Annotated in this window: 23 protein-coding genes, 1 tRNA gene and 1 pseudogene; 12 read left to right on the top strand and 13 right to left on the bottom strand. The window is 69.4% G+C overall.

The features are described 5' to 3' along the window. Positions 1-5: 5 nt before the first annotated feature. From E1166_RS08375 to E1166_RS08365, 3 genes are all read right to left on the bottom strand, one after another. Positions 6-1,076: a PHP domain-containing protein gene (locus E1166_RS08375; protein ID WP_132337257.1), complete on the bottom strand. Its 1,071-nt coding sequence runs from the start codon at positions 1,074-1,076 to the stop codon at positions 6-8. 75 nt (positions 1,077-1,151) lie between these two features. Continuing rightward, a complete protein-coding gene (locus tag E1166_RS08370; protein WP_132337255.1) occupies positions 1,152-4,028 on the bottom strand; it encodes a glycosyl hydrolase in 2,877 nt (958 codons plus the stop codon). 163 nt (positions 4,029-4,191) lie between these two features. Beyond that, a complete protein-coding gene (locus E1166_RS08365; RefSeq protein ID WP_132337253.1) occupies positions 4,192-4,935 on the bottom strand; it encodes a M23 family metallopeptidase in 744 nt (247 codons plus the stop codon). A gap of 128 nt (positions 4,936-5,063) precedes the next feature. Here E1166_RS08365 and E1166_RS08360 point away from each other — a divergent pair, with 128 nt between their 5' ends. The 4 genes from E1166_RS08360 (at position 5,064) to E1166_RS08350 (ending at position 6,962) form a co-directional block, all read left to right on the top strand. Beyond that, positions 5,064-5,402 carry a hypothetical protein gene (locus tag E1166_RS08360; RefSeq protein ID WP_132337285.1) on the top strand — a complete coding sequence of 113 codons (339 nt, stop codon included), beginning with the start codon at positions 5,064-5,066 and terminating at the stop codon, positions 5,400-5,402. A 73-nt stretch (positions 5,403-5,475) separates the two neighbouring features. Then, on the top strand, positions 5,476-5,643 hold the full coding sequence (locus E1166_RS30815; RefSeq protein WP_165942613.1) for a hypothetical protein: 168 nt from the start codon (positions 5,476-5,478) through the stop codon (positions 5,641-5,643). 118 nt (positions 5,644-5,761) lie between these two features. Beyond that, positions 5,762-6,289: a tRNA adenosine deaminase-associated protein gene (locus E1166_RS08355; RefSeq protein ID WP_132337251.1), complete on the top strand. Its 528-nt coding sequence runs from the start codon at positions 5,762-5,764 to the stop codon at positions 6,287-6,289. A gap of 208 nt (positions 6,290-6,497) precedes the next feature. Further along, the gene (locus E1166_RS08350; RefSeq protein ID WP_132337283.1) at positions 6,498-6,962 is read left to right on the top strand and encodes a nucleoside deaminase; all 465 of its coding nucleotides are present in this window, start codon (positions 6,498-6,500) and stop codon (positions 6,960-6,962) included. Between the two features lie 59 nt (positions 6,963-7,021). On the opposite strand, the gene E1166_RS08345 is transcribed toward E1166_RS08350, so the two are convergent. From E1166_RS08345 to deoD, 3 genes are all read right to left on the bottom strand, one after another. Then, positions 7,022-7,489: a hotdog domain-containing protein gene (locus E1166_RS08345; protein ID WP_132337249.1), complete on the bottom strand. Its 468-nt coding sequence runs from the start codon at positions 7,487-7,489 to the stop codon at positions 7,022-7,024. Beyond that, positions 7,486-8,124, bottom strand: a complete 639-nt coding sequence (locus E1166_RS08340; RefSeq protein ID WP_132337247.1) for a TetR/AcrR family transcriptional regulator — start codon at positions 8,122-8,124, stop codon at positions 7,486-7,488. Before E1166_RS08340 ends, E1166_RS08345 begins: the two co-directional genes overlap by 4 nt. Positions 8,125-8,241: 117 nt before the next feature. After that, the gene (gene deoD / locus E1166_RS08335) at positions 8,242-8,949 is read right to left on the bottom strand and encodes a purine-nucleoside phosphorylase (RefSeq protein ID WP_132337245.1); all 708 of its coding nucleotides are present in this window, start codon (positions 8,947-8,949) and stop codon (positions 8,242-8,244) included. A 75-nt stretch (positions 8,950-9,024) separates the two neighbouring features. On the opposite strand from deoD, the gene E1166_RS08330 reads away from it, so the two are divergent. Next, positions 9,025-9,111, top strand: a tRNA-Ser gene (locus E1166_RS08330). Positions 9,112-9,173: 62 nt separating this feature from the next. On the opposite strand, the gene E1166_RS08325 is transcribed toward E1166_RS08330, so the two are convergent. Further along, positions 9,174-10,661 carry an aldehyde dehydrogenase family protein gene (locus E1166_RS08325; RefSeq protein ID WP_132337243.1) on the bottom strand — a complete coding sequence of 496 codons (1,488 nt, stop codon included), beginning with the start codon at positions 10,659-10,661 and terminating at the stop codon, positions 9,174-9,176. Between the two features lie 149 nt (positions 10,662-10,810). Between E1166_RS08325 and E1166_RS08320 the strand changes: the two genes are divergently transcribed. After that, positions 10,811-11,230: an SCP2 sterol-binding domain-containing protein gene (locus E1166_RS08320; protein WP_132337241.1), complete on the top strand. Its 420-nt coding sequence runs from the start codon at positions 10,811-10,813 to the stop codon at positions 11,228-11,230. Beyond that, on the top strand, positions 11,199-13,256 hold the full coding sequence (locus tag E1166_RS08315) for a glycogen debranching N-terminal domain-containing protein (protein ID WP_132337281.1): 2,058 nt from the start codon (positions 11,199-11,201) through the stop codon (positions 13,254-13,256). The genes E1166_RS08320 and E1166_RS08315 overlap by 32 nt, the downstream gene beginning before the upstream one ends. 85 nt (positions 13,257-13,341) lie before the next feature. On the opposite strand, the gene E1166_RS08310 is transcribed toward E1166_RS08315, so the two are convergent. From E1166_RS08310 to E1166_RS08300, 3 genes are all read right to left on the bottom strand, one after another. Next, the gene (locus tag E1166_RS08310) at positions 13,342-13,872 is read right to left on the bottom strand and encodes a hypothetical protein (RefSeq protein WP_132337239.1); all 531 of its coding nucleotides are present in this window, start codon (positions 13,870-13,872) and stop codon (positions 13,342-13,344) included. Beyond that, complete coding sequence (locus E1166_RS08305; RefSeq protein WP_132337237.1) at positions 13,869-14,483, bottom strand: hypothetical protein; 615 nt, start codon at positions 14,481-14,483, stop codon at positions 13,869-13,871. Before E1166_RS08305 ends, E1166_RS08310 begins: the two co-directional genes overlap by 4 nt. Before the next feature lie 75 nt (positions 14,484-14,558). Continuing rightward, positions 14,559-15,128, bottom strand: coding sequence for a TetR/AcrR family transcriptional regulator (locus E1166_RS08300; protein WP_132337235.1), 570 nt, complete (start codon positions 15,126-15,128; stop codon positions 14,559-14,561). 66 nt (positions 15,129-15,194) lie between these two features. Between E1166_RS08300 and E1166_RS08295 the strand changes: the two genes are divergently transcribed. Further along, positions 15,195-17,102: an ABC transporter ATP-binding protein gene (locus E1166_RS08295; RefSeq protein WP_132337233.1), complete on the top strand. Its 1,908-nt coding sequence runs from the start codon at positions 15,195-15,197 to the stop codon at positions 17,100-17,102. 278 nt (positions 17,103-17,380) lie between these two features. Here the strand turns inward: E1166_RS08295 and E1166_RS08290 are convergent, their stop codons facing one another. Then, the gene (locus E1166_RS08290; protein WP_132265280.1) at positions 17,381-17,662 is read right to left on the bottom strand and encodes a hypothetical protein; all 282 of its coding nucleotides are present in this window, start codon (positions 17,660-17,662) and stop codon (positions 17,381-17,383) included. 812 nt (positions 17,663-18,474) lie between these two features. Here E1166_RS08290 and E1166_RS08285 point away from each other — a divergent pair. Next, positions 18,475-19,278, top strand: coding sequence for a hypothetical protein (locus E1166_RS08285; RefSeq protein ID WP_132337231.1), 804 nt, complete (start codon positions 18,475-18,477; stop codon positions 19,276-19,278). Positions 19,279-20,548: 1,270 nt separating this feature from the next. Here the strand turns inward: E1166_RS08285 and E1166_RS08275 are convergent. Both E1166_RS08275 and E1166_RS08270 read right to left on the bottom strand, forming a co-directional pair. Then, complete coding sequence (locus E1166_RS08275; RefSeq protein WP_132337227.1) at positions 20,549-21,103, bottom strand: cysteine hydrolase; 555 nt, start codon at positions 21,101-21,103, stop codon at positions 20,549-20,551. Positions 21,104-21,107: 4 nt separating this feature from the next. Then, the gene (locus E1166_RS08270; protein ID WP_132337225.1) at positions 21,108-22,274 is read right to left on the bottom strand and encodes a hypothetical protein; all 1,167 of its coding nucleotides are present in this window, start codon (positions 22,272-22,274) and stop codon (positions 21,108-21,110) included. A gap of 708 nt (positions 22,275-22,982) precedes the next feature. Between E1166_RS08270 and E1166_RS08265 the strand changes: the two genes are divergently transcribed. The 3 genes and pseudogenes from E1166_RS08265 to E1166_RS08255 form a co-directional block, all read left to right on the top strand. Then, positions 22,983-23,228 (top strand): DUF6284 family protein, encoded by a 246-nt coding sequence (locus tag E1166_RS08265; RefSeq protein WP_132337223.1) that lies wholly within the window; start codon positions 22,983-22,985, stop codon positions 23,226-23,228. Continuing rightward, a complete protein-coding gene (locus E1166_RS08260; protein WP_132337221.1) occupies positions 23,228-23,602 on the top strand; it encodes an RRQRL motif-containing zinc-binding protein in 375 nt (124 codons plus the stop codon). The genes E1166_RS08265 and E1166_RS08260 overlap by 1 nt, the downstream gene beginning before the upstream one ends. Then, positions 23,599-23,851 (top strand): annotated as a pseudogene (locus tag E1166_RS08255) (ABC transporter permease); the annotation flags it as partial. The gene E1166_RS08260 and the pseudogene E1166_RS08255, both read left to right, overlap by 4 nt.

Genomic DNA, 23,851 nt, shown 5'->3' with positions numbered 1-23,851 from the left:
GCTGGTCACCGCCGGGTACGCGCCCACCTGACCAGGCGGTCGGCCTTCCAGGTGTTGACCACCCGGTCGGCGGGCACGCCACACAGCGCCGCCCGTTCGCAGCCGAACCGCTGCCAGTCGAGCTGGCCGGGGGCGTGCGCGTCGGTGTTGATGGCGAACCGGCAGCCCGCCTCCAGCGCGCGTCGGATCAGCCGCTTCGGCGGGTCCTGCCGTTCCGGCCGGGAGTTGATCTCGACAGCCACGCCGTGCTCCGCGCAGGCGGCGAAGACGGCGTCCGCGTCGAAGTCGCTCTCGGCCCGGGTACGCGGCCGGTGCGCCCGGTCGCCCGGCCCCTTCACCCCGGCCGGGCGGGACGCCACCATCCGGCCCGTGCAGTGCCCGAGGATGTCCAGGTGGGGGTTGGCGACCGCGGTCAGCATCCGGCGGGTCATCTTCGCCCGGTCGTCGTTCAGGCCGCTGTGCACCGAGCCGACCACCACGTCCAGTCGGGCCAGCAGTTCCTCGTCCTGGTCCAGCGAACCGTCGGCGAGGATGTCCACCTCGATGCCGGTCAGGATGCGGAAGCCCCTCGGCAACGCCTCGTTGATCGCCGCCACCTGGTCGAGTTGCCGGCGCAGCCGGTCGGCGGTGAGCCCTCGGGCCACCTTCAGCCGGGGCGAGTGGTCGGTCAGCACCAGGTACTCGTGGCCCAGCTCCACGGCGGCGAGCGCCATCTCCCCGATCGGTGAACCGCCGTCGGACCAGTCGGAGTGGGTGTGGCAGTCGCCGCGCAGCGCTTCCCGCAACGCGGTCGCCGCCGCGTCCAGGTCGGCGCCCTCGGTGGCGACCAGCCGTCGCAGGTAGACCGGCTCCTCCCCGGCCAGCGACTCGACCACACATCGGGCCGTCACGTCGCCGACCCCGGCCAGTTCGGTCAGCTTGCCGGTGCGGGCCCGTTCGACCACCTCCTTCGCCGGCAGCCCGGCCAGCGTGTTCGCCGCCGACCGGAAGGCCCGCACCCGGTAGGTGGCCTCGTTGGCCCGCTCCAGCAGGAAGGCGATCCGGCGAAGGTCGGCGACAGGGTCCCGCGCGGTCATGACCTGCAACCTACGCGCCCGCGCCGCCGGCCGGGGTGCGGCCGGCGGCGCGAGCCGGTCATGGCGCGTCCGGGATCAGGCGTACGGGAGCCGCACGAGCGACTGGTCGCCGATGCCCAGGGTGGTCGGGTTGGCGCCGATGGCGGACCAGACCTCTAGCTTGACCGTGCCGTTCGACAGGTTGCCCGGCGAGCCGGTGGAGCTGAGCAGGCCGGCGCTCTGGGTGTAGTGCTCGTAGCCGGGCAGCGGGTCGGTGGCGAAGTAACGGTACGTCTCCACCCGGTCGACGGTGCCGTCGCCGGTCAGGTCGTAGGAGATGCGGGCCTGCACCCCGTTGCCCACCGCCGGGCCGGCGTCCAGGAACAGGTCGAACGCGGTCTGCCCACCGGTGTACGCCATGGTCAGCCCGGTCGAGGTGAAGACCAGCGGGTTGTGGGGCGTGCCGTCGTGGTTGGCGCCGCCGGTGCCGGCCACCGTGGCGGTCGACCGGATGCCGGCCGCCCCCAGCCCGCCGCCGGGCAGCAGGTGGCGCGTGGGCGAGGCGCTCGGCGGGGTGCTGCCGGTCGGGGTCGGCGACGGGCTGGTCGGGCTCGGGGCGACGCCACCGTTGGCACCGCCGCCGCTCCAGGTGTGAGCCCCGGTGGTGGCCGTGATACCGGCGGCGACCGTCAGGCGGGTGCCGTCGGAGAAGGTGACCGTCAGCGGCGCGGCGGTGATGTTGCTCGCCACGTAGGTGCGGGCGCCGTCGCGGGTGAAGACCGCCGCCAGTGGGTGGTCGGCGGTGACGCGGGTGTCGACCTGGCCCAGCGCGGCCAGGTTGCGGATCCAGTGCCACGTGTGGGCCCGGCTCTCGCCCTCCTCCGGGGTGTATCCGGGATTGGCGCGCAGGTCGGCCAGTGCCGCGTCCGGGTCGCCGAGGGCCAGGAACTGCCAGTGGATGTCCTGCCAGACGGTTGGCGGGCCGCCGTTGTTGCGCACCAGCTCGGCGTGGTTGGTCCGGTTGTACGCCGGGTCGTGGCCCAGGTACAGGTGTCCGCCGGTGACGGGGAGCATGTTGATGCCCTGGATCATCTCCGGCTCGGCGCTGAACCAGGTGGCGTACGCGGCGCCGTCGCCCCAGACCATGCCGACCGTGGCGTGTCCGAACGTCGCCGGGAAGTTCTCGTCGTCGGCGTCGAACCAGTACTCCCGGATCGCCGCCGCCTGGGTGGTGTACAGGAAGACGCCGGCGTCGCGTACGGCGGTGTCACCGGTCGCCTGTCCCCACTGGATCAGGGCGCTGGCGAAGTTCATCCCCTCCGACGAGGATTCCTGGTTGTTGCCGGCGTGGAACGAGCCGTGCCCGGAGGCCCAGTCGTGCCCGGCGTAGATGTCGAAGTCGCGCAGGTAGGGAAAGCGGGCGTCGGTGCGGCGGTAGTTGTTGGCGTCCCGGATCAACAGGTCGACCATGCCGCCGTACTGGGCGGGGGACGCCCAGGCGGGGTCGAACTTGGCCAGGGTGGCGGCGGCCGCGATGAAGTATCCGTAGTGGAAGTGGTGGTCGTTGAGCTCCTGGTCGGAGCCGTACGAGGCCGGGTAGCCGATCAGGGTTCCCCAGTCGCGGTCGTAGTAGAAGACCCGGGAGGTCTTGCCCGGTGTCGCGGTGAACCAGTCGCTGAGGGTGCCGCGGATCGCGTTCAGCGCGGCGGTACGGGTCTGCGTGTCACCGACCAGGTCGGCGATCTCGGCGATCCGGGCGGCCCGGCCGAGGCCCTTGCCGGTCCAGTAGGTGTCGGCGCCGCGGGCGTCCATCGGGTTGCCCCGCACGGTCGCGAGCTGTTCCCGGAGCCGGGCCAGGTCGGCCCCGGTGCCGGTGCCGACGGCGGGCAGCTCCGGCAGCACCCCGTGGAACGCCATCGAGGTACGGAACTCGGTCACGCCGGTGAGGATCTTCATCCGGCCCCGCGGCGACGGGTAGCTCTGTCCGAGCGGGGTGGCCCCGGTCAGCGCCTTCCACTGGTGCGGGTAGAGGCCCACCACGGTCTGCGCGGCGGCACCCTCCTTGCGGGTGGTGGTGAGGGAGTACGTCGTGGTGACCCGGCTGCGGGCCTGATCGTACGAGTAGGAGACCCGGGTGCCGGTGACGTGGGCGTGGGCGTACCGGCCGTAGCTGGTGGCCAGGGTGGCCCGCGTGTCTGTGTTCGCCGTGGTGGGCAGTAGGGCGATCGAGAAGTAGCCCTTGCCGGCCAGGGTGGAGGTGATCCGTCCCCCCGTGACGGTCCAGGTGGCGCCGGTCGGGGCGTAGGCGACGTAGTCGTGGCCGTTGACGCGGAACCCGATGGTGGGTCCGCTCTGTGACCAGATCGTGGGGGTGCCGGCGGTCGGGTTGATGGTGGCCTGCCCGCCGCTGGTCTGGAAGTAGGTGAACGGCAGGCCGTGTCCGATGGTGGCGCGCATGGTGCGGGTGCCGTCGCTCCAGTACGGGCTGACCGTCCAGTCGGTCCAGTCGTCGACCTCGACGACGGGGGCGCCGAGCCCGGCCACCCCGACGCGGAAGTCCTCGGCGTACGCGTACCGGTACTCGCCGCCGCCGGTGGCGGTGCCGGTGACGGTGGGGGTAGAGGTGGCCGAGAAGCCGAGCCCGTCGCCGAAGGTCCGGTATGACAGCGGGTGCGCGTGCAGCGGCTCGCTGTACGCGCAGTTGGTCTTCTTCCACAGCAGCGACGACCACCAGTCGTTGGTGGGGATCGGCCCGGCCGGGGCGTGGGCGGTGGCGAACCGTCGCGGGTTGGTGGACAGGTCGCCGCAGCCGGCCGGCAGCGGCCCGACCCGGTCGGTGGTGTAGCTGCCCGCGCCGACGGCGGCGGCTTCGGCGGTGGTGGCGGTGGCAGTGAGGCCGCCGGTGAGGATGGCGAGGGCGGTGGTGGTGGCGAGGGCCCAGAGGGCCCGGCGGTGTGGGACGGGAGGTGTCATGGTGCCTCCAGCACACGGAACCGACGGGACGGTTGGCATTGTTTCGTCGGTGTATGAGGATGTTTGTTAGCTGAGAGAGCGCTCTCTGTGACGCGGACGTTAATCCAGCCTGCGACTTCCGTCAATGCGTCGGGCAGATGGCGCGATCCGCCGCGCCCCGCCCTCAGTTGATACCCGGTGCCCCCGGGCAGCCATGTTCGCGCTCCCAGGCGGTCACCTCGGCCACCGGCGACCGGTTGCCACCCGCGCGCCACGAGTCCAGGTACTTCGCCGGCCAGACCACGCCGCGCCGGATCCACCAGTCGTCGTGGCCGGTGCACTTCGGCGACAGGCCGAAGTGCAGGTGGCAGATGTTGTTCGCGTTGCCGGTCCTACCCACCGTGCCGAGCTGCTGACCGGCCCGCACCCGCGCCCCCGCGTCCACACCCCCGCTGATCGCGCTCAGGTGCGAACCGTAGTAGCGCACCCCGTCGTCGCCGAGCAGCGAGACCGACAGGCCGCCGTTGTGCGGCCCGCGCGGCCCTCGCCGGTCGAACCGGTCGGCCCGGCTCACCTCCAGGATCGTCCCGTCGGTCACCGCCACCACCGGCTCCCCGCAGTCGGCGAAGATGTCCGTGCCCGGGTACGTCGCGTGGGTCGGGTGGTAGGCCACCTTCGCCGCCCGTACCGGGAAGACCCGCCGCGCCGGCTCCCGGGCCGGCGCGGGCGAGGCGGACCCCACCGCCGGGCGCGTCGCCGACGGGACCGGCTGCCCGGCCGTCGTCGTCACACTCGGCGCGTCCCACACCGCGCCCGGCGGCGGGACCGGTCGCTCACTCGCGCAACCGGCGAGCAGCGCCAAGGCGAGCAGCAGCAGGACCGGGTACGCCGGACGCACGCGACGAGGGCCGGACGGTGGCGACGACATCCGGTCATCCTGACAGACCGCTACCGTGGGACGGTGCCCCGAGACTGATCCGGGGCCCGCGGACGGGAGCAGTGACGGTGGACGACGGTCAGCCCGCGTACCCGGTCGAGCCGGCGGCCGGCCGGTTCCTGGCCCGTACCCCCTCGGGGCTGTTTCCCTCCGGGCCGCCGCGCCGGCCGATCTGGCGTGAACTGCACCCGGTGACCGGCGGCGGGGTCGCCGCCGGTGCCGCTCTCACCGCCGCCTGGCTGCTGCTCTTCGGCCTGCTCGGTCGGGACGTGCCCGGGTACGCGTGGTGGACGGTGGTCGCCGGCGGGCTCGGCTGGGCCGCCGCGCTGGTGCTGGCCCGGTACGGCGACCGGGGCGTGGCCACCGGCGTGGCGATCGTCACCGCGGGTGGCTGGAGCATCGCGTTCGCGGTCGTCGTCACGCGCTGGGCCACCAGTTCCGACTGGCCGCTGTGGTGACGGACAGTAGGTGATCAACCGCGTTTCGAACACCATCTTGACGTACCGGCTGTGACTGGGGACGCTTTCCGGTATGGCCTGGACCACCCCGCGGCTCGACCCTGAGCGTAGCCGTCGCCGCCTGCAGATTCTCGCCGAGTTGGCGGGAGCCCGCGCGGTACGACAGCGGGAGCGGCCGCAGCGGGAGCGGACAGAACGGCTGCGGCAGCTGATTGCCACCCGGCGCCGCGTCGCCGGCTGAGCCGACTTTCGCAGGAATGGCCGGCCCTTCGGGGCGTTGACCGGTCGCCTGCCGACCCGACCGGTTAACGTGCACGCGTAACGAGTCGGCGAGCTGTGCCGAGGTCATTGGGGGAACCGTGTCGTACTTCGCTGCCGCCGTGGTGCGCGTCGACGGCGGCTGGACCGCCTCCGAGGTCAACCTACGGGGTGCCACGGACGTCGACGAGGTCGCCGAGCGGCTGCGCGACGTCGAGCCGGACGCCGACCTCTCCCTGCTCTTCGTCGAGGCCGACGACACGTATCTGGTGATTCTGCGCCTCGACGAGGGCGAGGACCTGCGGATCTTCGGCTCCGACTCCGCGTACGCCGAGGAGTCCCGGCTGGGCGCGCTGCTCGTCGGTGACCTCAAGACCTCGGTCACCGGCCTGGAGGAGGTCGACGAGCCCCGGCCGGCCGCCGGCGGCGGCGAGGAGAGCGAACAGCCCGCGGTGGACCCGGAAGCCGATCCGGTCGGTGACGCCGACATCCTCGCCGACCTGGGCATCCCCGCCCAGAAGCTGCTACGGCTCTGCGCCCACGAGGGGATGCTCCCGGCCGACGTCACCGCCGAGGTGTGCCTGGTGCTGGGCTGCGTCGACGCGGTCGAGGAACTGCGTGAGGTCTGAGTCGTCCGCCTCGGACGGGCCGGCGCTGCCCGGCGGCGGGTCGCCGCTGGCCGGCGCCGCCGAGCCGGCCGACGCCACCGATCCGGCCCTGGAGACCGTACGCCCCGGACAGCCGACCCCGGGCGCGGTCCGCCGGGTCGGCCCCGGTGCCCACGAGGGGCTGGCCGAGCCGGGCGGGGCGGGCCGCCGGCAGCGGCACGAGCTGTGGATGCGCCGGGCGCTGGAGATCGCGGTCACCGGCCCGGAGCCGGGCGCTGGGCATGCCGCCCCGTCGGCGGGTGGCACGCCCGCCGACGACGTGCCGGTGGGGGCGGTGGTCTACGGCCCGGACGGCACCGAAATCGCCGTCGGGCGCAACGAGCGGGAGCTGACCGGAGACCCGACCGCGCACGCCGAGGTGCTGGCGCTACGCCGGGCCGCCGGGCGGTTGGGTCGGTGGCGGTTGGACGGCTGCACCCTGGTGGTGACCCTGGAACCGTGCACGATGTGCGCGGGTGCCCTGGTGCTGGCCCGGGTTTCCACGGTGGTCTTCGGTGCCTGGGAGCCCAAGACGGGCGCCGCCGGCTCGCTCTGGGACGTGCTGCGCGACCGCCGGCTCAATCACCGCCCGGAGGTCCATGGCGGCATCCTGGAAGCCGAGAACGCCGCCATCCTGCGCGCCTTCTTCCGCTGACCGCGCGCGCCTGCCTTCCCGCGCCGGCCTTCCCGCCCGGGACGACCGATCGGCGACGCTCAGGCCGGGGTCGTGGCGGGACGCAGCAGGGTCGCGGCGACCGCGCGGGCGGCGTCGGTCCACGCGGTGGGCCGCAGGGTCGCCGGATCGAGCCGGACGATCGCCCGCCGACCCTCGGCGTGCACCGTGCGGCCGTCCGCCGAACGGAACTGGAAGCCGTACTCGGCACTGCTGGTGCCGAAGTGGTCGAGCCAGAAGTGCACCGCCACCGGCCCGATCCCCGTGATCGGGGCCCGGAAGGTGATGGCGAACTCGCGGACCGCGTGGAACACGTCGGGGGCGCTGGTCGATCCGCGCTGGAAGGAGATCCCTCGGGCGGCCCAGTACGGGGTCAGCGCGCGTTCCAGCAGCACCGCGTACCGGGCGTTGTGCAGGATGCCGACGGCGTCGAGGTCGTCGAAGTGCACGGTGACGTGCTCGACGTGACCGAACGAGTCGGCGCGCGGGTCGATGGCGGTGTGGGTCACGAGAGACCTTCCGGTAGCAGGGTGGGATCCGGGCACAGTGCCCGGAGACGGTTCAGCAGACCCTGGCGGGCGTGCCGGTAGGCGGCATCCGGGTCCACCAGCCGTGAGCGCATCGCGGCGGCGATCCCCAGCGCGTCGATCTCGTAGGCCAACAGCGGCACGTCGGTGTCGGCGGGAAGTTCGGCGGCGTCCACAGCCTCCCGCACGAGCCGTTCGAGGAATGTGGCCCACCGGGCGAAGACCTCGGCGAGCCGGTCCCGGACCGGGCCGGGGCGGGCGTTGTACTCGAAGTCCGTGCTGGCGAAGAAGCAGCCGCCGGGAAGCACGTGGGCGGCGTAGAAGTCGATCCGGGCCTGGTGCAGCGCCCACAGCCGCCGTACGCCGGCCGGGGCGTGCAGGCCCGGTCCGACGATCCGCTCCTGCCACTGCTCGACGGCCCGGTCGACGGTGGCGAGCTGGAGTGCCTCCTTGGACCGCCAGTGCGCGAAGAGGCCGGACTTGCTGACGCCGAGGGTGTCGGCGAGGCGGGCCAGGGAGAGCCCGTCCAGCCCCACCTCGGTGGCCAGCACCACGGCGGCGTCCAGCGCGGCGCTGCGGGCCCGATCGCCCCGCGCGAGGCGTCCGTCGACTGTCATGGGCAGAGGCTAATAAATAAGCACGACCGGTCGTATAGTTTTGTGGGGTGAGCGTCGTCACCCCACAACGCAGCCGCCCCACCGTCCCATGCGACGGTGGGGCGGCGTGGTGGTCGTTCAGGCGATGACCGTGTCCAGCGCGATCTCGACCATCTGGCCGAAGGTCTGCTCGCGCTCCTGCGACGTGGTCTTCTCACCGGTCTTGATGTGGTCGCTGACGGTCAGGATGGTCAACGCCCGCGCCCGGAACCGGGCCGCGATCGTGTAGAGCGCCGCGGACTCCATCTCGACGGCCAGCACGCCGTAGTCGGCGAGGGTGTCGTAGAGATCCGGCCGGTCCGTGTAGAAGGCGTCCGCCGCCAGGACCGAACCGACCCGCATCGTGATCCCCCGCCGCTGCGCCACGTCGACCGAGGTACGCAGCAGCCCGAAGTCGGCCACCGGGGCGTAGTCGACCAGGCCGTCGAACCGTACCCGGTTCATGTTCGAGTCGGTGGACGAGCCGATCGCCGCGACCACGTCACGCAACCGGAGATTCTCGGCGAGGGCGCCACAGGAGCCGACCCGGATCAGCGTCTTCACGCCGTACTCGTTGATCAGCTCGTGCGCGTAGATGGAGGCCGACGGCATGCCCATGCCGGAACCCTGGACCGACACCGGCACGCCGTTCCACCGGCCGGTGAAGCCCAGCATCCCCCGCACCGTCGAGTAGCACGTGGCGTCCTCGAGGTAGGTCTCCGCGATCCACTTGGCCCGCAGCGGGTCGCCCGGCATCAGGACCCGCTCGGCGATCTCTCCCGGCTTCGCGCCGATGTGCGTACTCATGGTGAAGATCCTGCCAGGCCGGCCTCGGCGACACCGGTTCGGCACCCGCACCCTGGGTCATGTAGCCTACTCGGCGGTGGCGTGTCCGAGTGGCCTAAGGAGCACGCCTCGAAAGCGTGTGAGGGTTTACGCCCTCCGCGGGTTCAAATCCCGCCGCCACCGCTCACGAAACGCAACGCCCGGCAGGTCCGCGAGGACCGGCCGGGCGTTGTCGCATCCGGGGTTCAGTGCCCGTCAGCGGAGGTGGGTACGAAGACCGACTTGACCTGCAGGTAGTTGTCCAGTGCCTCCGGGCCGTGCTCCCGGCCGTACCCGGACTGCTTGTACCCGCCGAAGGGCAGGGCGGAGTCCAGCACCGCCCAGGAATTGATCCAGACGATGCCGGAGCGTAGCCGGCCGGCGATCCGGTGGGCACGGGCAACGTCCCGGGTGTGCAGGCCCGCGGCGAGCCCGTACCGCGTCCCGTTGGCGAGCCGGACCGCCTCGTCCTCGGTGTCGAACGGTTGGACGGTCAGCACCGGGCCGAAGACCTCCTCCTGGACGATGCGAGCGTCGTGGGGTACGTCGGCCACCACGGTCGGGGCGAAGTAGTGGCCGCCGTTGCGGTCGATGCGGTGGCCGCCGATGACGATCCGGCCTTCGCCGAGGGCGAGGTAGTGTTCCACGCTCTCCAGGCGCTGCCTCGTGGCCAGCGGCCCGACGATGGTGTGGGGGTCGCACGGATCGCCGACCGGAACCCGCGCCACCGCGTCGCGGAGCCTGGCGAGCACGCTGTCGTAACACGAGCGTTGGACGAGCAGGCGGGAGCCGGCCATGCAGAACTGGCCGGAGTTGAACACGAAGCCGGGCACCACGGCGTCGACGGCGGCGGCGATGTCGGCGTCGTCGAAGATGATGTGGGCCGCCTTGCCGCCGAGCTCCATCGTGGTGGGGGTGACCGTAGCCGCGGCCGCCGCCGCGATGCTGGCACCCACCCGCGTCGACCCGGTGAAGGCGATCTTGTCGACGCCGGGGTGCCGGCTCAGGGCGGCTCCGGCGTCCTTTCCGCCGGTCACCACGTTGAGCACCCCGGCGGGCAGGCCGGCCTCGGTGCACAGTTGCGCCAGCCGCAGCGCGGTCAGCGGGCACTCGGCGGCTGGTTTGTGCACCACCGTGTTGCCCGCGGCCAGAGCTGGTGCGATCTTCGTGGTGGACAGGATCAGCGGGAAGTTGTACGGCGTGATCGCCCCGACGACGCCCAGCGGTTCCTTCAGCGTGTAGGCGAACCCGGGGGTCCGGATGCTGCGCGTCGCGCCCTCGATCTGGTCGGCCAGGCCGCCGTAGTAGGTGAAGTGGTCGATGGTGTCGCGAAGATCGACGGTCTGGGCGATCATCAGGGGCTTGCCCGTGTGCAGGCTCTCCAGCCGCGCGAACTCATCCCGGTGCTCCTCCAGCAGGGCGGCCACCCTGAGCAGCAGGGCGCCGCGTTCCCGACCGCTCATCCGGGGCCAGGGCCCTTCGTCGTACGCGCGCCGGGCCGCGTCGACCGCGGCGTCGACATCCTGCTCACCCGCCTCCGCCACCGTGGTGACGACCTGATTGTTGGCCGGGTCGATGACGTCTCGTCGCCTTCCCTCGGCGGCGTCGCGCCAGCCACCGTCGATGAAGAGCTGTCCGGGTGGCAGGCCGCGTTCGGTCTGTCGTTCGGCGATGGCCGTGCTCCTACGCTCCATAGCCGCATCCTGGCAGTCACCGCGCGGGTCCGGATCACCTCGATCGGGTGAATCGGGATCTCCGCCGTTCTCATTCTTCCCGGGTGAGGCCCCGTCACCCCGCACGTTCCTAACGTCCGGGTGACGTGAGCCGTGGGAGGGGCGGGTGGATGACCGGGTCGGTTGCCGAACTCCTCGACAAGCTGGGCCGGAACCAGAATCCCGGCCTCAAGGAGCTGCCAGCCTGGGCGGAGGGCACCATCCGCCTCGACATCCGGGATGACGGGAAGGTCGAGCAATGGTTCATCACGTTGAAGAAGGGGAAGGCCCAGGTCTCGACAACCGGTGGTGAGGTGAAGGCGGTCCTCTGTGGTGATCGTTCCGTACTCGACCTGATGGCCAGGGGCGAAACGAAGTTCAGTCCGGCCGTCTTCCGGGCCGACCTGATCGTCGAGGGCGATCTGAGGTTGGCCGACGCGTTCGGGCGGATCCTGTTTCCCGGACCCCCGATGGCGCATCATCCGCGAGATTTCGTGCGCAAGGAAGGTGCGAAACGTGATCGAGAAAACCGTGAGCATTCTGGACGGTAATACGTTCATCGTCACCAACGAGCAGGGTGACGTCACTCCCTCGCGGGTTTACCCGACCGGTTTGTTCTCGTTCGACACGCGTTTCCTCTCGACCTGGCAGCTGAGTCTCAACGGTGAGCGACTCAGCGTGCTGTCCCGGGATGACCTGCAGTATTTCGAGCGGCACTTCTTCCTGGTCCCCGGCGAACCGACGCACTACGTCGACGCGAAGGTCTCGGTGATCCGGGAACAGTCGATCTGCAAGGACTTCACCGAACGGCTGACGGTCCTGAACCACGACCTCGAACCGGCCCACTTCCGGCTCCGGGTGGAGATGGGCAGCGACTTCGCCGATCTGTTCGAGATCAAGGACGTACGGGACAAGAGCGGGTTGACCTCGGTACGCCAGGAGGGGGGCCGGCTGTGCCTGCGCTACGAGCGGGGCGGCTTCCGACGCGACACGATCATCTCCAGCACGGAGGAGGCCGAGGTCGACGACACGGGGATGACCTTCGACATCCGGCTGGAGCCGCGGTCGGCCTGGCGTACGCAGTTGAACGTGCAGCCGGTCATCCAGGAATCCCTCGAAGCGGAGGACGAGACGATCTGGGCCGCGTACCGCCGCAGGAGCAGACCGAAACTGCGGGAGGACCTGGATCACTGGCTCAAGCAGACCCCGACGCTGATTTGCGACTACGAGCCGCTCCAGACGGCGTACGAGCGGAGCCTGATCGACCTGGCCGCCATGCGGTACGCGTCACTGACCAACCCGTCGTCTCCCCTGCCGACGGCCGGCCTGCCCTGGTTCATGACCATCTTCGGCCGGGACAGCATGTTCATCTGCCTGCAGGCGCTGCCCTTCGCCCCGCAGCTGGCTCCACCGGTGCTGCGCCTGCTGGCTCTGCTCCAAGGGGTGACCTTGGACGACTTCGAGGAGGAGGAGCCGGGGAAGATCCTGCACGAGTTCCGCTACGGGGAGTCCGCCGCCTTCGAGGAGCAGCCGCACACGCCGTACTACGGGTCGGCGGACGCCACCCCGCTGTTCGTGATCCTGATGGACGAGTACGAGCGGTGGACCGGGGACTCCACGTTGATCCGCAGGCTGGAGCCGAACGCGCGTAAGGCGCTGGACTGGATCGACGAGTACGGTGACCTGCTCGGTAACGGCTACCTGTCCTACTTCCGGCGCAACACCCGCAACGGGTTGGAGAACCAGTGCTGGAAGGACTCCTGGGACGGGATCTCGTACCACGACGGCCGGCTGCCCCGGCCGCCGCGCGCCACCTGTGAACTCCAGGGTTACGCCTATGACGCCAAGATGCGCGGCGCCCGGCTGGCCCGCGAGATCTGGAACGATCCGGCCTACGCCGACCGGCTCGAACAGCAGGCCGCCGAACTCAAGGAACGGTTCAACCGCGACTTCTGGCTTCCCGACCGGGAGTATTTCGCGCTGGCCCTCGACCCCGACGGGCAGCCCGTCGACGCTCTCGCCTCCAACATCGGCCACCTGCTGTGGAGTGGCATCGTGGAGCCCTCCCGGGCGAAGAAGGTCGCTCAGCACCTGCTCAGCCCGCACATGTTCTCCGGGTGGGGGATACGCACCCTGGCCGACACCGAGGCCCGGTACAACCCGGTCGGTTACCACGTCGGCACCGTCTGGCCGTTCGACAACTCGATCATCGCGTGGGGGCTGCGGCGTTACGGCTTCCGGGAGGAGGCGGCCCGGGTCGCCGAAGCCGTCATCGAGGCCTCTGCCTACTTCCACGGCCGGCTGCCCGAGGCTTTCGCCGGCTACGACCGGGCGCTGACCAACTACCCGGTCGAGTACCCGACGGCGTGCAGCCCGCAGGGCTGGTCCGCCGGGGCCCCGCTGTTGTTCCTGCGTACCATGCTCGGCCTCGAACCGCACGAGAACCACCTCGCCACCGACCCGGTCCTGCCGCCCGCCATCCAACGCATCGAGCTGCTCGACCTGCCGGGTCGCTGGGGACGGACCAACGCGTTCGGTCTGCGCACCGTTCACCACCAGAAGCGCCTCGTCAGGTGACCGCTGGGTCCCGACGGGGTGGCTCCCCTCCGGCTCAGGTCCGCGCCTCGGTCGTCGGATGCGTGTCGCGGGTGCGCGCCTGCCGTCAGCAGGGGCCGTGGCCTTCCTCGAAGGCACGTTGCGCCCAGTCGGCGTACCCGGCGATGACCTTGCGGACCGTCCGGCCGTCGTGCAGGAAGAGGTACGCCCGGTCGCCGTCCCGGGCGAGCAGGCCGTCGAACCGGTACGTCCCGGGTGGCGCGTCGAGGTGCCGCGCGTTCGGGTAGCGGTGGCGCACCTGGGTGAGGGGGGTGCCGGCGGCCACCCCTTCCGGGGTACGCACCGGGTCGCCGACCCAGAGCAGCACCAGCCGGTTGTCGACGAAGATGGGGGTGACCGTCTCGTGGTCGGTCAGCGCGGGGCCGCACGGGTCCACGTCGGTGCGCAGGACACCCCGCCGGGTGAGTTCGTTCTCGGTGTCGCCGAAGTCGACCTCGGGCAGCCCGTCGAGGTCGACCACCGTGACCGCGCCGGCCGGTTCGGGTTCGGCTGCCCGGTTGGTCGGTACGGAGCCGCTGCCGGCGATCGAGGCAGCGATCGTCAGTGCGGCAATGAAGCCGAATTGTCGCAATTTCATGGAATCCCCCAGTCCCCAACGGACCGGGGGCGGTCTGGTTGCTGGCCGACGGCGGATTCCTGCTCCTCCCACTCCTCGGCCAGCTCGTCCCAGTAGTCGACACTCAGCCCGCGCCGCCCGTGGGCCAGCCAACCGGCGGTGTCCCGCTCGACGTGCAGCCCCAGCTCGGCGAAGGGGTCGATCCACGGGCCGGGCTCCACGCCCAGCTCGACCAGGGCGGCGTTGATCGGCCAGTGCCGGCGCGGACCGTCGAACACCGCGTCGAAGCGTGGCCCCCAGGACCGCACGCCGCCGAGCCACACCACCGCCGCCTGGTGGCCGACGCCGCCGGCGAACTCCGCCTCGACGTATGCCACCGGTCCCCGTCGGGACCAGCGGGCCAGGGCCTCGGTCAACGCGGGGGAGAGCACCAGCGTGAACGGCTGCCGCGCATCCGGCTCCCCGACCGCGTAGTCCGACGGTGTGCCGGTCAGTTCCGCCACGAGCTGCGGGGTCACCGGTAGCAGCGCGAAATCCTGGCGCAGTGCGCCGAGGACCGCGTGGTCCAGCTCGCGGGTCTCCTCGCGCAGCAGTTCGGCGTCCGCGACGACAGCGCTGAGTTCGTAAGTCACCCGGCGTCCACAGCCTGTGGATAGAACATGTGTACGACGGGGTCCGTCATGACTCGGCCAACCTTCCTGCTCGTGTCAGCTCTTGGGTGCGATGGCGCCGCTGAGCGTGCGAACGACGAGGCGCAGCGCCTCGTGCCGGGAGATGCGGGTGTCCGCGAGGTAGCTCCATCCCGCGTAGAGCTGGGACCACAGCACGCTCTGTATCCAGGTGGCGGGCAGTTCCGGGTCGATCGTCCCGTCGTGGTGCCCGCGCTCCACGAGGGCGCTCAGCCCCGGGTCGCAGGCGCCCTGCTCCGACCAGTCGGCGTCATCGATCAGCTGAGGCTCGCTGAAGATCAGCGAGAGCAGGCTGCCGAGTTCGAAATACTCGTGGCAGAGCCGCCGTAGCGCGTCGGCACCCGTGCCCTCGTCGAGCCGGGCGTTGTCGGCGGCTCGGTTGAGTCTGGTCGTCCCTTCGGCGCTGAGGGCCGTCAACAGGTCGGACCGCTCGGGAAAGTAGCGGTGCAGGGTGGTGCGCCCGACATTGGCCGCCGTGGCGATCTCACCGAGCGTCGCGCTCGGATTCTGTCCGAGCACCTCGATCGCGGCGTCGATGATCGCCTGCCGGGTCCGGGTCCGGGTGCCGCTCTCCTGCGTGTCCGTCACCCGCCCAGGATACGAGTGCGGTAATCAAGTTGACCCTTATGGAACATGGATGTTCCACTATAAGACATGAATGACCCGAAACCACGCGAGGTGCTTCCCAAGCTCCGGACTCTGGCCACCTTCCTCGCGCCCCACTGGCGCGTGCTGCTGCTCGGGCTGCTGCTCGGGCTCCTCGCCAACGCCGCCAGCCTGGCCACGCCCATGGCCACGAAGTGGGTGCTCGACTCCCTCGGCGGCTCGGCTGCGCTGACGAAACCCATCGCCACCCTGGTGGCCCTGGTCGTGGTCGGCGCCGGGATCACCCTGGGGCAGTGGATCCTGCTCGGAGCCCTCGCCGAACGGGTGGTCCTCGACGCCCGCACCTCGATGATCCGCCGCTACTTCGCCGCGACCGTCAGCGCGCTCACGGCTCGACCGACCGGGGAACTCGTCACCCGGGTCACCTCCGACACCGGGCTGCTGCACGCCGCGTCCTCAAGCGTCATCGGACTGGTCAACGGTGCCCTGGCCCTGATCGGGACGCTCGTGCTGATGGGCGTGCTCGATCTGGTGCTGCTGGGTTGCACGATCACCGCGGTGATCGTCGTCGGCGCGCTCATGGCCGCGCTCCTGCCGTCGATCGGACGCGCCGAGGAGGCGGCTCAGGAGTCGGTCGGTCGACTGGGGGGCACGCTCGAGGCAGCCCTACGGGCGGTCCGCACCGTCAAGGCCAGTCGCGCGGAGACCCGTCAGGGCGACCGGATCATCAGTCACGCCCGGGAGTCCGCCGCGCACGGCGTTCGGGCCGCCCGGCGTGGCGCCACCGTCTGGACGGTCTCCTGGACCGGTATCCAGTTGGCCATCATCGTGATCCTCGGTATCGGTGCCTGGCGCGCCGAACGCGGGCTGATCGACATCTCCAGCCTCATCGCCTTCCTGCTCTACGCGTTCCAGCTGATGGGTCCGATCGGCGAACTCACCCAGAACCTCACCGCGCTGCAGTCCGGCGTCGCCGCCGCCGCGCGGATCCGTCAGGTCCAGGCCATCGACGCCGAGCGGTCGCAGCCCCGGCACGCCAGCCCGCACGGCGGCGGCCAGGACACCAGCCCGTACGACGGCGGCCAGGCCGACGATGGGCCGCTGCTCGTCCTCCGCGGTGTCACCGCGACGTACGCGCCCGGCACCGTGCCGGCCGTCCGAGATATCGACCTGGAGATCCCCCGACGGGGACACGTCGCGATCGTCGGACCCTCCGGAGCCGGCAAGACCACCCTGTTCTCGCTCATCCTCCGCTTCCTCGAGCCGCAACAGGGCGAGCTGATCCTCGACGGCCGCCCGTACCACACGTACACGCACGGGGAGATCCGGGCACGGCTGGCGTACGTGGAACAGGAGACGCCCGTCGTCCCCGAAACGATCCGGGACAACCTGCTGTTCACCCACCCCGACGCCACGGAGGCCGAACTGCGGGGCGTACTCGAGGCCGTGCGGCTGGACGACAAGATCGACTCACTTCCCGACGGGCTGGACACCTCGCTGGAGTCCAGCGGGGTGTCCGGCGGTCAGCGCCAGCGCATCGCCCTGGCCCGGGCCATCCTGCGTACGCCGGAGTTGCTGCTGCTCGACGAGGCGACGGCCCAGGTCGACGGGCTGACCGAGGCGGCGCTGCAGGAGTGCATCCGCGACCGCGCCCACCGTGGAGCCGTCGTCACCATCGCCCATCGCCTCTCCACCGTCCTCGACGCCGACACGATCGTGGTCATGGAGTCGGGCCGGGTCCGCGCCCGCGGCACCCACACCGAACTGCTCGCCACCGACGAGCTGTACCGGCAGTTGGTCGAGGCGCTGCGGATCGCCGAGGGGTCGCAGCCGGAAGGGGATCGACGTCACGCCGACGCCCTCGCGACGGCGAACGCCGCCTCGACGTGCGCCACCGGTCCCCACCGGGACCAGCGGGCCATGGCCTCGGTCGACGTCGGGAGATCACCAGCGTGAACGGCTGCCGCGGGTTCGGCTCCCCGACCACGTAGCCACGTTCTCCCACGCGCCCGGTATCGCCGCGATCTCGGGCGGCGCACCAGCCGATTCTGGTGCCGCCGTACGGCCCGGGGCCGCCCTGTTCAGAGCGGCCCCGGCCGTCGTCGTTGCGTGAAACTCCCTCGGTTCGCCACCGCGGGCTGCTGTGGCGGCCGCTCGCCGGGTCGGGTTACGCGGACCGTGACGGCGGCCACCACGAGCCCGGCGATGCTCAGCCCGAGGATCAGCCAACACGGTCACTTGCCGGAGAACTCCCACAGGTGCCCGGCCGCCCACGAGTTGTGGCTGTAGCGGACGCCGCCGCGTACCCGCTTGGTGCCGTCCTCGCTCCAGTCGAAGTTGCACCTGGCCCAGGTGCCGTTTCCATGGGTGTTGCGGCAGTACCGGTCGGCGACGCCGTACTGGCTCCAGATGTACGCCAGCCCCGAGTAGCTGTCGGCGTCGTTGTCCTTGACGTAGACGTAGTCGCCGCTGTAGTCGACGCAAACGATGGTGGAGTGGTAGTAGGCGGTCGTCATGAGGCATTCGCCGACCGGCCCCGCGACCTTGACTCCGGTCTGACAGGACACTGACGAATAACCGCACACGTCGAGGTAGTCGTCATCGGCGGCCATGCTCGGTGTCGGCGCGGCGAAAACAGCCATGATCGTCGCCACAAGGGCGAGAGCCCCGCCGCGAAAGCCGAGCCTGGACCGCAAGATTCCCACCAGAAGTACCTGCACGCGTCTCTCCTTCATTAGGGCGCCGAAGAGAGGGGATTATGCCGGCATGGCCGTCGCTGGTCATCGGAGTGCCGCTTCTCTTGAGGAGAAATTGAGCCCGCCCCGCTGACGCTCGACCCGCTGGTTCCGGTGGGCCGCGAGTGGCAGTGCTGCCGCCCGCACACACGGCCGCGCCCGTTCCCGACGGTGCCGGGGAGGCCGGGTGGGCGTGCCCGGGCCTGGATCCACCGGGACGAGAGCGACCGCAGAGACGATTCAGGGCCGGTCCCCGTGGGGGCCGGCCCTGTCGTTTTCCCTGCTCAGACGAGCGGAGGATACGAGATTCGAACTCGTGAGGGTGTTAACCCAACACGCTTTCCAAGTCTGTTGTCCCGCGTTCGCCTACGGCTGCGGCTGTATTAAGCAGCGGCCTCAACTTGAGGCGGGACCTTGCCGGACGTGCGCGTACGTGAACGAACGAGACTGTGATTGAGACTGCCGAGGGGTCAGCCGGCCGACCGGCGGCGGGCGGGCGGCGGGGCAGCGCTCCAAGAGCGCAAGGCTATGTGACACAGCTCACATCGGTTCAGTGAGCGCAAAAAAGTTAGAGATCAGATAGTGTCCCCTTCATGGACGAGCAGGAAGAAGTACTGGCGGATCTCAAGGCCGCCGGTGTTCTTGCCGGGTTGCAGTGGGCGCGTCGGTCGGCGTACCAGAGGACCTGGCGCGACTACGACCCCGAGACCGGCCACGACCAGACCACAGTCGGCACCGTCGGTCACAAGCTCATGTGCGATCGGCTCGACCGCGTCTTCTCCTGCGGTAAGTACGCCGTGGAATCTGCGGAGCAAGCGGACGCGGGCCTCGATGTAGTTGCCGCAGGCATCAGCGGCGCTGAGTTCCGGTCCATGCCCAGGATTCCACCCGGCACGGTGGCAAGAGCGGACCTGACTGGCTCTCCAGGTTGGAGGCTCGGCCGCTGGCGTTGGCTCCTCGCCTCGACCAAGGCCGGCGAGGTCAAGTACCTGAGATGGAAGAGCCCGACTAAGCGGCGGGCGGCGTCGCAGCCGTATCCAGGCCAGCTCCCGCTGGAGATCCCGCCTGGCCTAGAAGATATCTTCCGACTGATTAGTGGCGATGCAAGCCAAAGCGACGACACCACGACTCTGGTTGTCGCACACGGCATTGACCTGGATTTCGGTCTGCCCGAGTTCTACCTGGGCCGGCCAAAAATCCGGCAGCGTCGTCGCACCGCTTGGCATTGGTGCGCGAATATCCTGGAGGATGACGGCGGTTCGGGCCAAGGCCCCCGTCGTGGCGGCATTCCGGACCCACGCACGCCCGAGAGGCTCGCCGACATCGGCGTACCGGATGCGCCTGTTCGTCTCCGTACTAAGGACATCCGAGAAAACTCAGCACAGAACGAGGGATAATGACTCCCCCCAAGCCTCCCGCCCTCGAATTACTCGACGTTGCACGACTGTTTAGCGGCAGGCGCCTAACTATTGCCCGCCAGATTGCGGGTCTTAGGAAGAACGGACTTGCCGACCTGATCGGGAAGACGCCTACTGCGGTGTCTTCTTACGAGAACGGCACAAAGCGGCCCGCCCCTGCCACTGTGGCCCAACTATGCCTATCGCTCGGTGTGGAGCCAGCGTTTTTCCTGGCCGGGGATGGGGACAGAGGTGGCCTGCCTGCGCCACATTTCAGGTCGCTGCGATCCACGCCGCAGATCACGCGAGACCAAGCGTACGCGTATGGGCTGCTCGTAAACGATATTGCCACCGTGTTTGGTCGGCACGTCGAATTTCCAGATTGTGATGTGCCGGAAATTCCCGTTGCACCAGATTGCATGGATCTGAGCCAACCGGAGGCAGTAGCTCGCCAGCTTCGGCAGCTCTGGCGAATTCCGCCTGGCCCTATTGGGCATTTGGTTCGCCTAGTGGAAAATCACGGAATTCTCGTGGTCTTCTGCCCTCCCCAAGCAGCGTCCGTGGACGCCTTCTCTTTCAGTGAGCCAACTCGTCCTATAGTTCTACTGAACCCGGTTAAGGACGACTACTACCGCCAGCGATACGACGTAGCTCACGAACTCGGCCATCTAGTCATGCATGCGGAGGCAGAACCAGGCGACCGCATCGTGGAGGACCAAGCAAACCGGTTTGCGGCAGAGTTCCTTATGCCTGCGGAGGAAATATCCCAGGTCTTACCCCGGAAAGCAGACTGGCGAAGCCTGATGATCCTAAAGGACGAGTGGCGCGTCAGCATGCAGGCGCTTCTCTATCGGGCGCGTCAACTCGGTGTTATGAGCGCAACCACCTATGAGAACGCCATGACCACGCTATCCGCCAGAGGATGGAGACGCCGGGAGCCTGGCCCAATGCCGGCTGTTGAAAGTCCTTCGGCTCTCCCTAAGGGCAGGGAACTGTTGATTGGGGGTGGCTATACTGCCGTGGCTTTGGCTCGGGAATGCCGAGTGCCGCTCTCGATATTCGAAGCAGCAACATCTCGTATCCCTGTCCGCAATATCGGCCCTGACGAAGTGCCTAACGCTTCCCGGCGGAAGGTTGCTGATTCCGTTGCTGACTCGGAAAGTGTAGTCCCTCTATTTAGCGTTAGGGCGTAGGTATTCGGAGAGGTCGGGCGGCGAATGTGCCCCCGGCCTCTCCCTCTCGTGAACAGTGGAGATAGAGGCAATATCGCCTAAATTTCTCCGCCTGCTAACAGGCCCGCGGGGATCTCAGCCTTCGTTATGACCTGCTTGGGGCCGATGAAACGTCGAGCAACTAGTAGGCCCGCGTTATGGGCCTCAGTGCCAGCATGACTGGCGGATGCGTCGGCGATTAACCAGGGTGTGTAGCCGCGCTCAAATGCGTCGACGGCTCCCTTTAGTACGCAACTCTCGGTCGCTATCCCGCAGAAGTAGAACTCGTTCCATCCCTGCTGCTTGAACAATGCTTCGCCTTCTAAGGTGAAGGGGCTGTAGATCTTCTTATCTAGAAGGAGCCCCCGTTCAAGGTGCGGCAGCAGTTCAGGCACGATATCCGTATCGGGAGACGATTGGAGGCGTCTCCAGTCGAAGAACCGCTCAAAGGGGCTTCCAGGATAATTGATGTAGCGCGTGAATAGCGTTTCGCCGCCGGCTGCTTGCCAACGCCGAACCAGCTCGACGATGACCGGTACGACATGCTCTGACTGCTCTCGGACGAATCCGTTTTGCATGTCGGTCACCACGAGGACCGGCCGATCCTTGGTCACTGCCTCAACCTCGATCCGTGTCGTGGAGAGTTTCGATGGCTTGTTCTAAAGCTGGCAGGAGATCGCTCGTCCTTAGGATCACCCGACGCATCGCCTGATGTTGGCCGGTCTCTCGCGGCCGAGAAGTCGTCAAGCGGGAACGAACGCCCCGAAGGTACCGCCACCCGTACTCATGTGGCACTTCCGGGTCATGGCCCTGCTCGATGCGGCGTGTAATGGCGTCCGTGAACGCCCACATGGACTGGACCGCGAGTTCGCAGGCGACCAACTCGGCCTCCGTCAGCGCCCGCTCCGGTGCAATTGGGTGGTAGACGACGCCCGACCAGGACGCGTATCCGGATGAGATGCCCCGTACGCCGAACGATTCGATGCCCCCGTGGTCGTACGCTTCGGCGAGCAACGACTGCTCGATCAGCTCGGCGTGGGCCAGATGCTCGTCATCCATTGGGCGGTCTCGATGCAGTAGAACGGAGGGCGTCGACATGATGCGTAGGGCTGGCTCGACCAGCTCGGCCGGCCACGCCGGCTCGATCAGCCAATGCGTTCCAAGGACGTAGAGCCCTGCGTCATCAACGTCAGGCACGATGCGGCTCAGGTAGTCCGATGCCCACTTGATGTTGTCGCCGTACGACACCTTTCGCCAGGCCGCCAGCGCAGCAATGGACGACATCTGCAACGACTCGACTAGGTGGAAGACTGCTGAGCCGCAGGGCCAGACGTAGAGGGCGCAGTCACCCTCGGGGTGCTCAACCGCGGCCGAGTCGCAGGGGTACCACTGGCCCTCGGCCGGCACGCAGCCCGCGTCATCTCGCAGCAAGGCTGCCGCCTCGGCCCCGACAAATGCTGGCACGAACTTGTGCGACCGGACGGAGAAGTGGGGCCGTTCCTCCCCACCCCGCGTCAGCTCGCCGAACAAGTCGTGCGGCTTTGCTCCGTACGCAAGGCAGTAGAGCTGCCGGTAGATCGGGTCTGTGACCGCCACGCGCCCGGTCTCGTGCCGGTACATCGCCTTTTCGATGGCCTCGACGGTCGGCGTCTCGCGGATGCCGTGCTGTAGACCCAGGCGGTGCAGCTCGCGCGCGGCGCGCTTTCGTGAGTCCCATCCTGCCGCCTTGCGCCGATTGACCAGCACAAGGTTGGGCTTGAACTGCCGACTGGCCTCAATGGACATGCCGCGTGTCCTTCGTGTCCGTGCGTAGGACCTGCCCTGTCCGTCGATCTCCGGGCACTCTCATTGGCAGGCGAGCAAGCTGCCGCCGCAGATTGACGGGGAGGACGGGAGGCAAGAGTGATCCGAGCTAGTCAGCCGGAGTGCCCCGGCGCGGCCTCCCGGCCTGCCACTGCTGAATGGTCTTTGGTCGCCAGGCAGGCGACCGGCCGAACATGCGATCCGGCGCGGGCGCCTGACCTCGGGACACATATGAGGCCCAGGTGGCACGACTGATCGGCACGCCTACCGACGCCAGGTAGGAGCGCACGTGCTCGGTGGTCCACCAGTCGGTGGGCAGCTCGGCAGCAGTCATCACTACAAGCCTACGCGGTAGAGGTGCTTGCGCGAATACAACGTCGCGCTGTACCTTGCGAATACAACGCCAAGTTGTAAAGCCGGATGGTTCGGGCAACGGCGGCACATCGTTGCCGCACGTCCAGGAACCGCCGTGAGCTGCACGTTCATTGAGAACTCCACAGCGACAGGAATGAGTGCGCGTGGGCTGCCGAGTGGTGTCCCTGCCTTGAGCCACCTGGTGGTCGACCCCGGTAGGTCCCGGGCGAGCGGGGCGAGCGGAGCGGCCACGCGCACTGCACCAACCGGCCTCGGGCGTGGCCCCGGCTATCGCCCGAGGCGTCCCCGCTTCATCGATCCGTCCTGGAGGTTCCCGTGAGGAAGCACCTCGCCCTCATCGCCGCCGAGCCGGCTGCCGAAGACCTGGCCGCCATCGAGGCGGAATGGCCGCTGATCGCGGCCGAGCTCGACGTACTCGACGCCGAAATCACCCTGCTCTACGCCGAAGACCACGGCGGCCCGACCGCACTGGACTGGCGACGGTTGCGCCGGGCCGAGGCCCGCGTCACGCGCGCCGCCGCCGAGCTGGCCGCCCACGCGATCCCGCACCGCGCGGCCTGATGTCGCGCATCCGCGCCGCCTTTCACGATCCGGACGGGGCTCGGTACGGCATCCCCACCTACTGGTGGCGAGGTGCCCCGCCCGGCTACGCCACCCGCCGTCAACTGACCGCCGCCGGCCTACGCCCCGGCGGTCAACCGGTCGCCGCCCAGGTTCTCTGGCAAGGGGTGGGCGGCACCCGCGCCGCCTACCTGTACCGGGTCGACCTGGCCCGACCGAAGCGCACCGCCACCCCCGCCCAGCGGCGCGCCATTGCCGCCGCGCTGACCGTCCGCCGGACCTGCCCGACCTGCAGGCACGTCCGGCCCTACTACATCCCGCGCTCGCTGGGCGAATGCCTCGCGTGCGCCTACCCACTGGAGGACGCAGCATGACCGCCCCGACCATCAACGGCACCCGCTACCCGCAGCCCATCGAGGACCTGTTGCCCGCCGCCCGCGCCCTGGACCTGCCCGACGGAGAGGCGTTCCCGTCCCGCAACCGGCTCATGCGGGAGTTCCGCATCGGCGCACCCAAGGCCGGGGAACTGCTCGCGCTGCTCAAGACCGAGCCCGCCGCGCCGCCGGCCGACACCGCCGAGCCGACCACCACGGACCCGGCCAAGGTGCCGCCCGCACCCGAGC

Source organism: Micromonospora sp. KC213, assembly GCF_004348325.1.
GTDB lineage: Bacteria > Actinomycetota > Actinomycetes > Mycobacteriales > Micromonosporaceae > Micromonospora.
The sequence above is the reverse complement of the archived record's forward strand: the minus strand, read 5'-3'. Positions and strand labels throughout refer to the sequence as shown.